Here is a 15,138-nt window from a genome sequence, read left to right as displayed (position 1 = left end):
TTGCTAACGAAATCTAATAATACATCCTTTTTACTCTTTTGACAAGCCTTTTTAATGTTTTTTTTAATAGAAAAAAATATTAAAAATAGTCGTTTTTCACTTAATTGGCCCAATCACGAACTTTGAATCCCCATGATTTGAATTCGTTCCTTTTTGGTGTCTTTTTCTCATCTTTTTCTTTTTTTATCTTTATAAAATTCGGAAATAAAAAAAGAGATATCTCTAAGAAATATCTCTTTTTTATATTTTTATTTTTTCCAATGGTTCTTGATGTATCTATCTCTTCCTGAGAGTGCTCGATAGTTCTTGTAATGAAATCCACTTTTCTTATAAAAGTCTTGATGATGCTCTTCCGCTGGATAAAATGGTTGTGCAGGTTCAATGGGGGTGATAATCGGCTTTTTGAACCTTCCACTTTCTTGTAATTCTCTTTTTGATTCTTCTGCTATCGCTCTTTGCTCTTCTGAATAGTAGAAAATAGCTGGACGATAGGAATTTCCTTGATCTACGAATTGTCCATTTGGATCCGTTGGGTCTGTTTGTTGCCAATATACCTCCACTAAATCTTTATAAGGAAATAATTTTGGATCAAACGTAATTTCAACTGCTTCGGTATGTCCTGTAGTTCCCGTACACACTTCTTCATAGGTCGGGTTTACTGTATGTCCACCAGTATAACCAGAAACGACGGACTCTATTCCAGGTAAACTGTCAAATGGTTTGACCATGCACCAAAAACATCCACCCGCAAACGTTGCTTTTTCTAGATTTCTTTCTTCCATACTCTTCACCCTCTCTTTTCTATATTTTATCATATCGTTGTTTGTCATACACTTTATCTAGCTTATCGATTACACATTGCGATTTTTATTAGTTTTTCGTTACTATTTACGAGTTTTCACGGCATTTTCTTTCGTGATTTTAGTAATTCCTCCCATATAAGGAACAAGTGGCTCAGGAATAGTAATAGAACCATCTTCATTTTGATAATTTTCCAAAATAGCAGTTACCGTACGTCCAACTGCAAGCCCTGACCCATTAAGAGTATGAACATAATCAAGCTTACCGTTTTCCTCTTTGCGATAACGTATCTTTGCACGTCTAGCTTGGAAATTCTCCGTATTTGAGCAAGAACTGATCTCTCGGTACGTGTTTTGTGCAGGTACCCATACTTCCACGTCATAAGTTTTCGCTGCAGAAAAGCCCATGTCTCCTGTACACAATACAATCGTACGATAAGGAAGCCCTAAATTACGTAATACTGATTCTGCATCATCTGTCATTTTTTCAAGTTCTTGATAAGAATTTTCTGGTTTACTAAACTTCACCATTTCTACTTTGTGGAACTGGTGCATCCGAATTAACCCTCTTGTATCTCGACCGGCACTACCAGCTTCTGAACGGAAGGAAGGACTCATCGCAGTAAAATATACTGGCAAATCTTTTTCATTTAGAATTTCATCACGGTAGTAGTTGGTTAGAGGGACTTCTGCTGTTGGAATTAGAAAAAAGGCACGGTCATCATTTAATTCAAAGACATCCTCTTTAAATTTAGGAAATTGTCCGGTTCCAAACATAGATGCTTCATTTACAATGTAAGGTGGAATGACTTCTGTATAACCTTGGTCATCATGTAGATCCAGCATGTAATTGTAACAAGCACGTTCCAAACGAGCACCTAGTCCTTTATAGAAGACAAAGCGAGATCCCGTTACTTTTGCTGCACGTTCAAAGTCTAAAATACCTAGGTCTTCCGCTAAGTCATAGTGAGCTTTTGGTTCGAAATCAAATGTACGTGGTTCTCCCCATTTACGAATTTCTACATTTTCTTCTTCATCTTCTCCAATAGGAACAGATTCATGAGGTATATTTGGCAACCGTACCGCAATATAGGTTGTTTTTTCTTCAATCTCATCTAGCTCAGTATCTATTTGTTTGATTTTTTCGCCAACTTGTTTCATTTCTGTAATTTTATCAGCTGCATCTTCTTTATTTCTTTTCAATGTAGCAATTTCTTGAGAAACTTGGTTCCGGTATTGTTTAAGCTGTTCCGTTTCGTTAATTTTTTCTCTTCTTCGTTCATCTAGTTGCTGGAAACGTGCAAGTTCTTCTTCTTTTACACCTCTGACTGCCAACTGTTCCACGACTTCTTCATAATGATCTCGTAACTTTTTCATATCTAACATTGTTCTTCCCCCTATTTATTTCTATTGATAAAACTCTCCTAAAAATACAAAAAGACCATTCCATCCCCTATAACCCTGGGACGAAATGGTCTGACGCGGTACCACCCAAATTTGAACGCAGTCTTCTGCATCCACACTCTTTGACGGTAACGGTTGACCCGAAATAATTTACTCCACCTCTGTGTTTCGATTATTTGCTTCATATGTGGATTCAATAAAAGAACATATCGATTCGCACCATCCATCGACTCTCTTTATCTGTTCATTTTATTTACTATTCACATGCATTGCTATTTTTTTATTTGTAAAGTGACTTGCTTCGTAGATTATCATTATTTTACTGAAGCACTGCTATAAAGTCAATCAACTTCCTATTTGGTGTTAGCTAAAAAAATCCACTAATGAATTCTGTAACTGTCGTCCAGCCGCTTACAAATGCGCCCGATACCCATCTCCAGCCTATTGTAAGGATATTTGCTTTCTCCACTGTCTCTGCAACAGCTACATTCACTTCTTCACCTTTAGAACCATCCAAATAGCCAAGGTCATCGCCTTCTATACTAATGGTCATCTTTCCAACTTCTGTTCCTTTTTCGATAGGTGCTTCAATCAGTCCATCCTCATTCATTAATTCAGAATTCAGATTTAAGTTTGCATCTACTGTTCTTTCTTCAGCTTTCTTGGTTACAACAGTCAAGTCTTCACTATAAACTAAGCCAATTTCTTCCTGTTTTCCTTTTGCAATCGGAATAGTAGGGTTACTCTCAACTACACTATCTTTTTCAATGATTTGAACTTTTTCATAGTTTTTGAATGCGTAGTCCATCATGCGTTTTGTTTCGGAAAAACGTTCTGCATAATTTTCTTGATTTTCTAACCCTATTAAAACGGTGATAATACGCATGTCACCTTCTACTGCTGTCCCTGTAAAACTAGCTCCTGACTCATCGGTTGTCCCTGTTTTCAAACCATCTACTCCTGCACGATAGTAGGGTTCTCCAGGAAGCATGAGATTATACGTGCTCATTTGAATCTCGTCGCCCGAACCTTCCATAAAGGTCTTTTCAGTTATTTTAGTTGTTTCCAATACTTCTGGGTAATCATTCAAAAGATGGTCCGCTACTATTGCGACTCCTCTTGCTGTCATATGGTTTTCTTGATCTACAGGAGCACCTGGATATAGTTGACCAAACTCATTTGCATAACTATTCGGCAAGCCCGTTGAGTTATAAATATCGTAGTCTTCTATTCCCCACTCATCTAGTTGAGCAATCATTCGGTCTACAAATTTTTGTTCTGAACCAGCTAGCGTCTCTGCCATCGCAATAACCGCTCCGTTACCAGAATAAATTAACATCGCTTCATATAAATCTTTTATAGTATAATCAAAATCAAAACGCATAGGAACATTTGAAAGTTCATAATCCTGACTGATATTTTGGGCATAGTCACTTAACGTTACCTTTTGATCCCAAGATAGCTCGCCTTGCTCAATAGCATCCAAAATAACATATGTACTTATTAACTTCGTCATAGAGGCAATTCCTAATGATTCATCTGGATTTTGACTAAATAATACTTTATTTGTTTCAGGCTCAATAATAAATGCTGCTTTCGCATCTACTTCAATCGGTTCTTCTGCTGCTGCAACCTCTGGAATTGCTGCAAACGGACTAACTACTAGTCCAACAGTCAAAAGTTTTATGGTCCATTTTTTCATCATTTTTATTTCCATTATCTTCACTTATTCTCCATTCGCTTACTTTATATTATTTTATAAATTCAATATCTCATGCACTTTCTTATGGTAGCTTAAAACGATCAAAAAAACAATAAACTTTCGGTATCCTTTTCAAAAAAGAACAGCTAGTTAAAGGAATGGTTTTCCTTTAACTAGCTGTTCTTTATAGTTTGTTTCAAGGGCAGGCGCAGCATGAATTTTGTCTGCTCATCTGTTGATTCTGCGTGGATGTATCCCCCATGCAAAGTAACAATACTCTGAGCAATTGCTAAGCCGAGTCCAGTCCCACCGGTATGCTGAGATCGAGAGTTCTCTACACGATAAAAACGACCGAATAATTCATCCAGAGATTCTTGTGGAATTTTTTCACCATTATTAATAACAGAAATAACCGCTTCTGTACCAATTTTATCCGCTTCAATATGAATCCAAGTACCCCCTTTTCCATATTTCAACGCATTGGAAATAAGATTATTGAAGACACGTGCAATTTTATCAACATCCACCTCAATCATCAGTGGTTCTGTTTTCATGAATACTTCCACTTCCATATGCCTTTTACTAGATTCCAATTCAAACTCAGCAGCGATTTGTTCTAAAAATCTACCTAAGTTTAATTCTTGAACAGACAGAGGAGTAGATGTTTGTCTTACTTTTGTATATTCGAAAAGATCATTTACCAATACTTTCATTTGAAGAGCTTTTGTATACGCGATATGAATATACCGCTCCACATCTTCCATAGCACCATATTGTCCATCTTCAATTAACCCTAAGTAGCCAATAATTGAAGTCAATGGCGTACGAATATCATGACTTACGTTCGTAATGAGCTCATCTTTTGATTGCTCAATTTTTCTTTCCTCTTCCATAGCAGCAACCGTACTGTCTACTAGTGTATTAATACTCGTAACAACGTCATTCATACTGCCAGAAATCGGATCAATACGATAATCAAAATGTCCGGAAGCAATATAATGAAGTTCATCCAGGATGTGACTCAATTGCATTTGCTTGTAGCGACGAGCAAGTCTCCACCAGGTGAAAAGGAGGGCGAACAGGGCCGCCGCCCCCATAATCGGAAGACGATAATCACTCAAGGCTATATCAATTAAAAGAACCAATTCCCAAAGTGATTTAAATTCACCAATCATTGTAGGAGGAGTAGAAATTAAACGATTAAATAAAAGTAAGAACCCCATGTAGATAAAGTAGGTAATCGTCAACGTAACAACCGCTTCTAAAATTAGTTCGCCTAGTTCTTTCTTTGTTAACTTACACAAAATAAAGGTTCCTTTCTCGTTTTAAAATTTTTAAAGTGGTCTTACTTATCAGTAATTTTGTACCCTACTCCCCAAACCGTCTGAATTACTTTCTCTCCACCGGTTGCCGTTTCTATTTTATCTCGAAGGTGACTGACATGTACCATTACCGTTTTAGCAGATACGATACTTTCTTGTAACCATACCCGTTCAAAAATTTCATCTGCACTGAAAACACGATTTGGATTAGAAGCTAACAAGTAAAGAATACCAAATTCAAGAGCAGTCAATTGAATGTCTTTACCCGTTAGTGTTTTTACTTCGTGTGATTGTTTGGTAATAACTAATGGCCCTACTTCAATCACATCTTGTTCAGATTCTTGCTGAGACCTAGTGGAACGACGAAGTAGAGATTTAATACGTGCCATTACTTCCAGAGGATTAAATGGTTTGGAGACATAGTCATCCGCTCCAGAGGTTAATCCTTGAATTTTATCCATATCTGTAGATTTAGCACTAAGAATTAATACAGGAATATGGTTTTCATCATCACGTAATTCTTTCAATACGGTAATGCCATCTTTTTTGGGCATCATCACATCCAAAATAATCAATTGAATATCTAAATTTTGTTTTAACATTTGTAATGCTTGAATTCCATTATATGCTTTTAATGGTTCGTACCCTTCGTTCTTACTATATATACTTAAGAGATCTACAATTTCACGATCATCATCTACTATTAAAATTTTCATACTGCACCTCATTTTCACAATTATTGTTCTTACGAGTGTACCAATTAAATATAAAGGATTGATTAAGAAAAGTTCAATTTTCTATCATGATTATACCGATTGTTCTGCTTATTTGCTATCTCAAGGTTAAATTTTTCAAAAATAAAAAAGGAAAGTCTGCTTTTCTACAGACTTTCCTCTTAATTCTTTATCTATTATGGAAAGAATAGTTTGGTGCTTCTTTCGTAATTTGAACATCATGAGGATGAGATTCAATCAATCCAGCGCCAGACATCCGAATGAATTGTGCATTTTCGCGTAATTCTTCTAAGTTAGCAGCTCCTACATAACCCATTCCAGAACGGATCCCACCGAGCAATTGGAAAATAATATCACCGGCTCCACCTTTATAGGAAACACGTCCCTCAATTCCTTCTGGAACTAGTTTATTCGCTTCATTTACACCGCCTTGGAAGTAACGGTCACTAGACCCTTTTTCCATAGCTGCTAAGCTACCCATTCCACGGTACGTTTTGAAACGACGGCCTTGATAAATTTCAAACTCACCTGGTGATTCATCCGTACCTGCGAGCATGCTTCCTAACATAACAGCATGTCCTCCTGATGCCATTGCCTTCACAATATCACCAGAATATTTGATTCCCCCATCAGCAATGATGGTTTTCCCATATTCTCTTGCTACACTTGCTGCGTCATAGATAGCTGTAATTTGCGGAACACCTACTCCAGCAACGACACGAGTCGTACAAATAGAACCAGGGCCAATTCCTACTTTTACAACATCTACGCCTGCATCATACAACGCACGTGTAGCATCAGCTGTAGCTACATTTCCAGCAATTAAAGTCGCTTCTGGGAATTTTTCGCGGATTTCTTTGATTTTACGAATCACGCCTGCACTATGTCCGTGTGCAGTATCAATAATTAATGCATCCACACCTGCATCCAGTAGTGCTTGAGAACGTTCAAATGTATCCGAAGTAACTCCTACTGCTGCTGCTACTAACAAACGTCCATGCTCATCTTTGGCTGCATTTGGAAATTCAATCACTTTTTCAATATCTTTAATCGTAATTAAACCAGCTAATTTACCTTCTTTATCTACGAGGGGTAACTTTTCAATTTTATATTTTTGTAGAATACTTTCTGCTTCCTTTAAAGAAGTTCCAACAGGAGCGGTTACTAAGTTTTCTTTTGTCATCACTTCACCAATTGGCAAATGGTAATCCGAAATAAAGCGTAAATCACGGTTAGTTAAGATTCCTACAAGGATGCCTTCTTCTAAATCATTTACAATGGGCACACCGCTAATCCGGTATCTTCCCATCAGTTGCTCTGCTTCAGAAACTAAGTTTTCTGGTGTTAGGAAAAACGGATCAATAATGACACCACTTTCAGAGCGTTTTACTTTACGTACTTCATCTGCTTGAGCTTGCACAGACATATTTTTATGGATGACACCCAATCCACCATGACGGGCCATAGCTATTGCCATTTCCGCCTCCGTTACGGTATCCATACTTGCGCTCATAATCGGTACATTTAAATGTAAATTCTTCGCTAACTTAACAGATACATCCACATCATTTGGTAAAACATGGCTTTCTGCTGGAATAAGTAATACATCATCAAAAGTAAATCCTTCTTTCAAAAACTTGCTTTCCCAGTTCGACATTCTTTTTCCCCTCTCCTTTAACTCATACGATTTTTTATGTTCTAACTTACCACCACATACCTGTTCCGTCAAGATAAACTATCTATTTTTTCAAATTTACTTCGATTGCTTTAAATAGCAAACAAAAGCGAGCTGTCTTCTTTATCAATTCCTATTTTTTATACGGCAAAGGAGCGAGGACAAAAGTCCTTGCTCCTTTAGTGTGACGTACCTGATTGTTTAAAAAATACTTCCCGTAATCCGGAACCTTTTTTTCAAGTAGATTTTCGCAGCAAAACCAGCTGCTCCAATAGCTATATAGAAATAAGGTGATAGTGGAATATTGATTGAGATCGGAATGAGTGCCGTTGTCAATGTCATCGTTAGCATCCATAACAGCATTGCCAATGTGGTTGCTAAAATATACTTTCCATATCCTTTTTTCCCTTTTGGAGCGTTATTATCAGGAGTGTATTTAGAAATGATTAGCATAGCAATTCCGCCGACAACATAGTTCATAATTAAGCTGATGATTCCCATCCCTAACGCAGTTTCTTGTTTGCTTGTCAGGAGAGTAACACCAGAAATAAGAGCAAAGATAGACCCTAATAACAGTCCACCATCTACAGCGATCAAAAAGTCAGAAGAGCGACCTGGGTTCTCTTCTTCTTGTTTCAAGATGGTTTCAGCACATTCAGAAACCGTTCCATACAATTGTCGCGCAGTTGTTCCTGCTTTTTGAGAAGCGAGAAGTTCGGTCATCATTTGATGATACTTCTTTTCTTTTTGTTCTTCATCAAAATTTGCTTGCGTAAGAATCTTATCTAACCCCATCATAAATTGCTCATTGCGCTTCGTTAGTTGTTTCCATAAAATGGCATTTTCTACTTGTTTTTCTTCTAATGTCTTGTTCTCTGTGTTTGTTTCTTCCAACTCCATGCCCTCCTCGAAATTTCTACTGCTATCCACTATACGTTTGTTTATACGTTAAAGCGGAATAACATAACATCTCCGTCTTGGACAACGTAATCTTTACCTTCCAGGCGGACTCTTCCTGCTTCTTTGGCAGTTTGCATACTACCATATTCAGCTAAGTCATCATAAGATACTGTTTCTGCTCGAATAAACCCTCGTTCAAAGTCCGTATGGATGACACCAGCTGCTTGAGGTGCTCTCATGCCTAAACGGAATGTCCATGCACGAACTTCTTGCTCTCCAGCGGTAAAATACGTACCTAGGCCTAATAGTGTATAGGCCTTTTGAATCAACAAATCTAACCCAGATTGTTCGATTCCCATTTCTTGTAAAAATTCAAGCTTCTCTGCATCATCTAGTTCCGCTACTTCTTCTTCGATTCTAGCGCTAATAGTAACGGCTTCTGCTCCTTCAGAGGCTGCAAAGGCACGAACGGCTTTCACCATTTCGTTGTCTTCACCTGCTGCCACATCATCTTCAGAGACATTCGCCACATAAAGAACTGGTTTCATAGTCAGTAAAAAGAGGCCTCTAACTAGCGGTTCTTCTTCCGGTGTCAGCTCCACAGTTCGAGCAGACTTACCCTCTTCTAGCGTTCCTTTTATTTTTTCTAAAATAGCTACTTCGTTCTGTGCTTCTTTATCCCCTGTTCGGGCAATTTTACTGGCACGGACGAAACGCTTCTCGATCGATTCTAAATCAGCAAAAATTAATTCCAAGTTAATGGTATCAATATCATCCAAAGGATCAACTTTCCCAGTCACATGAGTGATATTATCATCTTCAAAACAACGAACCACATGACAAATAGCGTCTACTTGGCGAATGTTGGCTAAAAATTTATTCCCTAGACCTTCTCCTTTGCTGGCACCTTTTACGATTCCAGCAATATCAGTAAATTCAAAGGTAGTTGGTACAGTTTTCTTTGGTTTCACTAATTCAGTTAGTTTGTTCAATCTTGTATCCGGAACTTCTACAACGCCCACATTGGGGTCAATCGTCGCAAAGGGATAGTTGGCTGCTTCTACTCCAGCCTTAGTGATTGCGTTAAATAATGTGGATTTCCCTACGTTTGGTAGGCCCACGATTCCTGCAGTTAATGCCATATTTTTTTCCACTCTTTTCCTCAATAGCGATAACGGTTTCTTTCCTCAACTATTTATTCGTTTGATTCAGAACGTTCAGCTTTGATTAATACTTTTTTCATTTTCTTTTCAAATTCACGACGAGGCATTAATACCATCTGACCGCACTTTTGACATTTAATACGAATATCCATTCCCATGCGAATAATTTCCCAAGAATTACTTTTACATGGGTGGGGTTTTTTCATTTCTACAACATCATGTAATTCATATTCTTTTAGGACCATATAAAAGGATCCCCTTTCTTTCTGATAGTATGAAATATTCTCACTCAGTCGTTAAAATCAATATTTAATATTTCTAAAATACGATTTAAATCGTTTGGAGATAGATATTCAATTTCAATCCGTCCTTGATCGCCTTTTGGAGTGATATGCACCGAAGTACCAAATTTATCCATCAAACGTTCTTCGCTCTCCATAATATAAGACGGTTTGTCTATTTTCTTTTTAATCTTTTTGTCAACTGGTTCGACTGGCTGAGTCAGTTCTTGAACGAGGCGTTCCAAATGTCGGACCGTAATCCCTTCTTGTACCGTTCTCTTTGCTAACTCACTCATTTTTTTTTGGTCCTTCAAACCTAAAAGAGTACGTGCTTGGCCCATTGCTAATTCACCATTTTGTAACATCATTTTTATATCTTGTGGCAATACTAGCAACCTTAAATGATTAGCGATATAGGGTCTGCTCTTTCCTAATCGTTCAGCAACTTGTGCTTGAGTTAGTTTTAATTTATCCATCATCATTTGATAAGCTTCTGCTTCTTCTAATGGAGAAAGATCTTCTCGCTGTAAATTTTCCATGACTGCAATTTCAATCATCGCTTGTTCATCAAAATTACGGATAATAGCTGGAACGGTATCGTTTCCGGCAAGTCGAGATGCACGGACACGTCGTTCTCCCACAATAATTTCATACCCTTTTATTGTAGATTTACGTAAAATAACGGGTTGAAATATGCCACTTTTCTTGATAGAATCAGCCAGTTCTTGCAAAGCTTCTGGATCAAATGTTTTACGTGGCTGATAAGGATTCGGTCGAATTTCAGTTAAACCAATCTCTTCAATTTGTTCTGTGTTCTCATCGATTTTTTCGATGTTTTCAAAACTAGAAAAAAGAGCGTCAATTCCGCGACCTAAGCCTTTACTATTTTTATTCGCCATCTTCCAACACTTCCTTTGCTAGATCAAGATATACCTCCGCTCCTTTAGAACGGATATCATAGTCGACAATGGATTGGCCATAACTTGGCGCTTCAGATAAACGGATATTCCGTGGAATAATCGTGTCATATACTTTTTCCTTAAAGTATTTTTTCACTTCTTCCACCACTTCAAATCCTAAATTCATACGAGCATCCAGCATCGTTAGTAAAACACCTTCGATTTTCAGATTTTTATTAAAATGTTTTTGCACTAAGCGGAATGTATTCAGCAATTGACTCAATCCTTCTAATGCATAGTATTCACATTGAACCGGAATCAGAACAGAATCACTTGCGGTAAAGGCGTTAATTGTCAAATGTCCCAATGAAGGGGGACAATCAATAAAAATAAAATCAAAGTCTTCATTCAATCCTGCTAAAGCCGTTTTGAGACGTGCTTCGCGATGAGGTTGATTGGTTAGTTCAATTTCTGCTCCTGCTAACTGTATGGTTGCAGGGATTACCCATAAATTCTCTCGTGAGGAAGGTTGGATTGCATCTCCTATTGGAATTTGATTGACCAATACATCATAAATATCTTTGTCGACATCTGCTTTTGAAATGCCCAATCCACTCGTCGCATTGCCTTGTGCGTCGCTGTCAATTAGTAATACTTTATTTCCTAAATAGGCTAATGATGCTGCTAAATTAACGGTAGTAGTCGTTTTACCAACGCCGCCTTTTTGGTTCGCAACTGCAATGATTCGTGCCATCTGCTTTCCTCCGCTTCTTCTACTCTTCCATCGGGAATGTTTACCCGTTTATAATAATCATTTGATAGGATTTTTCATAATAAAAAAAAGAAAAAACGATAACGTGCTTTCTTTTTTTACGCATTTTTCAAAATGAGGCTCTCATTTCTCGCTCTTTTTATAAATGATAACGTAAAGACTATAGCGTCCCTAATTTACCAATCTATTGTATCAAAAATAGCTAGAAAAAAACACCTCTTTCCATAATAAAAAGAGTCTACACCCTTTTACAAAGGACTTTTATTTGGTGTTCCTGGTTTTCGAGGGTATTTTTTTGGTGTTTCTTTCGTTTTACGAATTTTAACGATATGTCTTTCTCCCGCATCACCTGGAAGCATAAACTGATAATCTTCTTCCAATTTACCACCCAAAACAGCAATTGCATTTTGACCTTCTTGCAATTCTTCTTCTGAACTAGAAGCTTTCATGGCAATAAAATAGCCATTCTTCTTCACTAAAGGAATACATAACTCACTTAACACACTCATGCGTGCTACTGCTCGTGCCGTTACGATATCAAAAGAACCTCGTATCCCTGCTCTACGTCCAAACGTTTCTGCACGATCATGGAAACAAGCTACATTCGTTAATCCCAATTCTGCCATCAATAAATTCAAAAATTGAATTCTCTTATTGAGTGAATCCACAATGGTTACTTTTAAATCTGGAAAAACAATCTTTAAAGGAATACTTGGAAAACCTGCTCCAGCACCTACATCACAGATTGTACTATCAGACTGAAAGGCATCCATGTAGAAAGCCAAAGAAATACTATCATAAAAATGTTTAAGATATACTTCTTCCTTTTCAGTGATAGCGGTTAGGTTTATTTTTTCATTCCACTCTACTAATAGTTCATAATAGCGCTCAAATTGAGACATCTGTTTTTCATCTAATTCAATTCCCTTTTCAGCAAGGGCCATTCTAAATTCTTCTGGATTCATTTGCTGTATTTCTCCCATCTACTTCTTTTTAAATTCTTTTTAAAGTTTTAAATATCGTATCGCAATAAAATAACGTTCATCCACATAAAATAGATGCCCGAGTACTTGTCCTCTCAGAAAATAGGATACCATTTCAATCTTAATTATACATGATTACGTTAAACAGGCTATAAATTGAAGGTATTTTCATAAAAATATTTGGATTTTCCGAAAAAAAGTGTGATAATAAAATAAGTAGATAAGAACGCCGTTATGAATTCAACCAATAACGATAGACTTGTATGATTTATGGAGGGAAACAATATGCATACGTTTTTAAATTTTCTAATCAAAGCCGCATCCATTTTCTTTTTGGTCTATGTCTTTTATGTACCAACAAGTACCCTCATAAAAGCCATAGCCATCATTATCTTTCTTTTTGTAATTAACTTTGATTACATTAAGTTAGGTTGGGAAAAGTTCAATCAAAACCGTTGATTTTATTATTCCCAATAGACAAACAAAAAAAGCAGAAATTCCTGCTTTTTTTGTTTGTCTATTTATTCTTTTTACAAATTCATTTCTTTTTCCAGAGGAATAAACGTTATTTCATTGTTGTTTTTATAATCATCCAAGTAAAATGATTGAAGATTAATATTATCGTGACATTTTATATAGTATGCCTGTTTATTCGTATCCATCACACTTGTATATAACGTTTCATCACAGTGACCTCCAACAGGATCAACAATGGCTCCAGTAGGAATATTTGCTTGAGATAAAATTCGGAACGCTTGAAGAATCGCTGCCCCTCTTTTTAAGTCCTTCGGAGTATTTGAAACAAAGTAAGCAGAACGCACAAATCTTGATGGTGGTGTAAAATCTCCAGGAAGACCTACCATCCCACTTCCCTCTCCTAACTTAGAAACGGTAGCTTCATTAAAAATAGTTTCTTCCACATTTTCTGGTTTTAAATGAAGGTAATTTTTTAAGTTTGTTGCATGCCAAGGAAATTCAGGTGCATTCGTTAGTACGCCATATGGATTATCATAAGCCATTAAAATACCATCTTTCGGCTCTAAGACCACTTTATTTCCCTCTGAATCCATAAAGAAAAAATGGTTACTAGTTGATACATCTTTTTCTGTATCACCATGTTCTAACAGGACTAACTTCTTAGCTTCTTCTCGTACTTCTGAGATATTTTTGCACCTTGTTAGTAAGTAATCAAATGCATCAGAAGTAATTAAGTTAATTTTTCCTTCTACCGGTTCTTTAGCAAACGTTGCATATCCAGGTAAAAAATTACTAGAAGCTACTAGCCCTTTTTCATTTATACCATCACCAAAAGAAGGAATATTAAAGAAACCTGTCCCTATACAAGCATATTTAGATGCAAACGTTCCATTTCTTGATTGAATATAATCTTTTTTATTTTTTGGTACAAAAAGAATATTATTATCTAATTTCATCCCTAACTCCAAAGTTCGACCAAAAACGAACCCCTCTTGATACGCAAATCCAACAGTTGTACACATCGTATCTATCCCTACTTTCATTCTGCTCTTTTCTATTAGTATACGGATACATGCTTCCTTTTCCAACAGAAGTCACTTTTGTATAGAAGGTACGAAATCCTCTTAGAAATAATACATCGCATAAAAATAGGAGAGGATATATAGAGCGTATACATGAGTAGGATAAAACGTATAAAAAAAGTATTTTGAACTTTTCCCTTTTTGACCATTGTATAAAAGAATGGGGACGATCGAAAAGATCATCATCCATTGAATATTGGTAGTTAACAACCCATCACTATCTAATCCTGTCGAAGCAATCGCTCCTAAAAAAATCGCCAAACATTGAAGAACTCTTTTCTCCCTAAAAATATATAACACTCCAGCTAACACAATCATAAGTTTTCCACCTTCATTTACTGTATAAGAAGGAAATAAAAGATAAAAATTATATACTGAATCTGGTTTTATTTGTAAGAGAAGATTCGTTAGTACCGTTGGAATCAATGGAATCGCTAATAAAAGTAAACCTTTCAGTCCCTTTTTGTTTTTGAAACAATCTATCAAAAACATGACAATGACTGCCACTAAAAGCGTGCCAAATACATTATTGAGTAGGGTTACTGGCTCTAATGGGAAGAGTTGAGAGATGATCCCATTTAGTACATTCATCATCCAGTAAAATAATAAAAGACGAATCGCATATTTTTTCTTGTCTCGTGTGTAGTAATACCCTTCCACACTTGTAAACAAAAAAATAGTAAGGACAGAACGCCCTAACATTGTGAAAATTAAAGGAGCACCCGCATAAGAAAACATCTGTTGTATGTGATCAAAAACCATTAATACAATAGCAAACATTTTTAGTTGATGTCCTGATATTCCTTTTTTAAAATATTCCACAAAAAATCCTCCCTCATTTCTTAAATATGATCCAATGCAATCGCTCATTGATAAAAAAGAAAGTTTCTTCAGGATACTGTGATATAGTGCCCCTTTTCTATGGGTTATTTTTTTAACAAAAT

15 protein-coding genes and 1 other annotated feature are annotated in these 15,138 nt (G+C 36.6%); of the genes, 1 reads left to right on the top strand and 14 read right to left on the bottom strand.

Annotated elements, in window-relative coordinates:
* Positions 1–248 precede the first annotated feature (248 nt).
* The 12 genes from msrA to rsmG all read right to left on the bottom strand — a co-directional run bounded on the left by msrA (position 249) and on the right by rsmG (position 12,617).
* Positions 249–782, bottom strand: coding sequence for a peptide-methionine (S)-S-oxide reductase MsrA (gene msrA, locus LZ578_RS01420; RefSeq protein WP_235145591.1), 534 nt, complete (start codon positions 780–782; stop codon positions 249–251).
* Between the two features lie 102 nt (positions 783–884).
* Positions 885–2,186, bottom strand: coding sequence for a serine--tRNA ligase (gene serS / locus LZ578_RS01415; RefSeq protein WP_235145590.1), 1,302 nt, complete (start codon positions 2,184–2,186; stop codon positions 885–887).
* A 73-nt stretch (positions 2,187–2,259) separates the two neighbouring features.
* Positions 2,260–2,483 (bottom strand) — a binding site (T-box leader).
* A gap of 88 nt (positions 2,484–2,571) precedes the next feature.
* Positions 2,572–3,921 (bottom strand): serine hydrolase, encoded by a 1,350-nt coding sequence (locus tag LZ578_RS01410; RefSeq protein WP_235145589.1) that lies wholly within the window; start codon positions 3,919–3,921, stop codon positions 2,572–2,574.
* Positions 3,922–4,079: 158 nt separating this feature from the next.
* Positions 4,080–5,210 carry a cell wall metabolism sensor histidine kinase WalK gene (locus tag LZ578_RS01405; RefSeq protein WP_235145588.1) on the bottom strand — a complete coding sequence of 377 codons (1,131 nt, stop codon included), beginning with the start codon at positions 5,208–5,210 and terminating at the stop codon, positions 4,080–4,082.
* Between the two features lie 41 nt (positions 5,211–5,251).
* Entirely contained in the window at positions 5,252–5,944 is a 693-nt protein-coding gene (locus LZ578_RS01400) for a response regulator transcription factor (protein WP_235145587.1), read from the bottom strand.
* Positions 5,945–6,131: 187 nt separating this feature from the next.
* Positions 6,132–7,619: an IMP dehydrogenase gene (gene guaB, locus LZ578_RS01395; protein ID WP_235145586.1), complete on the bottom strand. Its 1,488-nt coding sequence runs from the start codon at positions 7,617–7,619 to the stop codon at positions 6,132–6,134.
* A gap of 219 nt (positions 7,620–7,838) precedes the next feature.
* Positions 7,839–8,531, bottom strand: coding sequence for a DUF1129 domain-containing protein (locus LZ578_RS01390; protein ID WP_235145585.1), 693 nt, complete (start codon positions 8,529–8,531; stop codon positions 7,839–7,841).
* 47 nt (positions 8,532–8,578) lie between these two features.
* A complete protein-coding gene (ychF, locus tag LZ578_RS01385) occupies positions 8,579–9,679 on the bottom strand; it encodes a redox-regulated ATPase YchF (protein ID WP_235146374.1) in 1,101 nt (366 codons plus the stop codon).
* A gap of 53 nt (positions 9,680–9,732) precedes the next feature.
* The gene (locus LZ578_RS01380) at positions 9,733–9,945 is read right to left on the bottom strand and encodes a DUF951 domain-containing protein (protein ID WP_235145584.1); all 213 of its coding nucleotides are present in this window, start codon (positions 9,943–9,945) and stop codon (positions 9,733–9,735) included.
* Between the two features lie 44 nt (positions 9,946–9,989).
* Complete coding sequence (locus LZ578_RS01375; RefSeq protein WP_235145583.1) at positions 9,990–10,880, bottom strand: ParB/RepB/Spo0J family partition protein; 891 nt, start codon at positions 10,878–10,880, stop codon at positions 9,990–9,992.
* Positions 10,870–11,634, bottom strand: a complete 765-nt coding sequence (locus tag LZ578_RS01370) for a ParA family protein (RefSeq protein WP_235145582.1) — start codon at positions 11,632–11,634, stop codon at positions 10,870–10,872. Before LZ578_RS01370 ends, LZ578_RS01375 begins: the two co-directional genes overlap by 11 nt.
* Before the next feature lie 266 nt (positions 11,635–11,900).
* Complete coding sequence (gene rsmG / locus LZ578_RS01365) at positions 11,901–12,617, bottom strand: 16S rRNA (guanine(527)-N(7))-methyltransferase RsmG (protein ID WP_235145581.1); 717 nt, start codon at positions 12,615–12,617, stop codon at positions 11,901–11,903.
* A gap of 303 nt (positions 12,618–12,920) precedes the next feature.
* Here rsmG and LZ578_RS01360 point away from each other — a divergent pair, with 303 nt between their 5' ends.
* Positions 12,921–13,094, top strand: coding sequence for a hypothetical protein (locus LZ578_RS01360; protein ID WP_235145580.1), 174 nt, complete (start codon positions 12,921–12,923; stop codon positions 13,092–13,094).
* A 71-nt stretch (positions 13,095–13,165) separates the two neighbouring features.
* On the opposite strand, the gene LZ578_RS01355 is transcribed toward LZ578_RS01360, so the two are convergent.
* Both LZ578_RS01355 and LZ578_RS01350 read right to left on the bottom strand, forming a co-directional pair.
* Entirely contained in the window at positions 13,166–14,155 is a 990-nt protein-coding gene (locus LZ578_RS01355) for a linear amide C-N hydrolase (RefSeq protein WP_235145579.1), read from the bottom strand.
* Positions 14,156–14,236: 81 nt separating this feature from the next.
* Positions 14,237–15,016, bottom strand: coding sequence for a TraX family protein (locus LZ578_RS01350; protein ID WP_235145578.1), 780 nt, complete (start codon positions 15,014–15,016; stop codon positions 14,237–14,239).
* Between the last annotated feature and the right edge of the window lie 122 nt (positions 15,017–15,138).

Source organism: Jeotgalibaca sp. MA1X17-3 (assembly GCF_021513155.1).
GTDB lineage: Bacteria > Bacillota > Bacilli > Lactobacillales > Aerococcaceae > Jeotgalibaca.
The sequence above is the reverse complement of the archived record's forward strand: the minus strand, read 5'-3'. Positions and strand labels throughout refer to the sequence as shown.

Bases quoted from the DNA above. Each gene is read 5' to 3' on its own strand.
- msrA (WP_235145591.1), bottom strand. From the start codon at position 782: ATGGAAGAAAGAAATCTAGAAAAAGCAACGTTTGCGGGTGGATGTTTT.
- serS (WP_235145590.1), bottom strand. From the start codon at position 2,186: ATGTTAGATATGAAAAAGTTACGAGATCATTATGAAGAAGTCGTGGAA.
- LZ578_RS01410 (WP_235145589.1), bottom strand. From the start codon at position 3,921: ATGGAAATAAAAATGATGAAAAAATGGACCATAAAACTTTTGACTGTT.
- LZ578_RS01400 (WP_235145587.1), bottom strand. From the start codon at position 5,944: ATGAAAATTTTAATAGTAGATGATGATCGTGAAATTGTAGATCTCTTA.
- guaB (WP_235145586.1), bottom strand. From the start codon at position 7,619: ATGTCGAACTGGGAAAGCAAGTTTTTGAAAGAAGGATTTACTTTTGAT.
- ychF (WP_235146374.1), bottom strand. From the start codon at position 9,679: ATGGCATTAACTGCAGGAATCGTGGGCCTACCAAACGTAGGGAAATCC.
- LZ578_RS01380 (WP_235145584.1), bottom strand. From the start codon at position 9,945: ATGGTCCTAAAAGAATATGAATTACATGATGTTGTAGAAATGAAAAAA.
- LZ578_RS01375 (WP_235145583.1), bottom strand. From the start codon at position 10,880: ATGGCGAATAAAAATAGTAAAGGCTTAGGTCGCGGAATTGACGCTCTT.
- LZ578_RS01370 (WP_235145582.1), bottom strand. From the start codon at position 11,634: ATGGCACGAATCATTGCAGTTGCGAACCAAAAAGGCGGCGTTGGTAAA.
- rsmG (WP_235145581.1), bottom strand. From the start codon at position 12,617: ATGAATCCAGAAGAATTTAGAATGGCCCTTGCTGAAAAGGGAATTGAA.
- LZ578_RS01360 (WP_235145580.1), top strand. From the start codon at position 12,921: ATGCATACGTTTTTAAATTTTCTAATCAAAGCCGCATCCATTTTCTTT.
- LZ578_RS01355 (WP_235145579.1), bottom strand. From the start codon at position 14,155: ATGAAAGTAGGGATAGATACGATGTGTACAACTGTTGGATTTGCGTAT.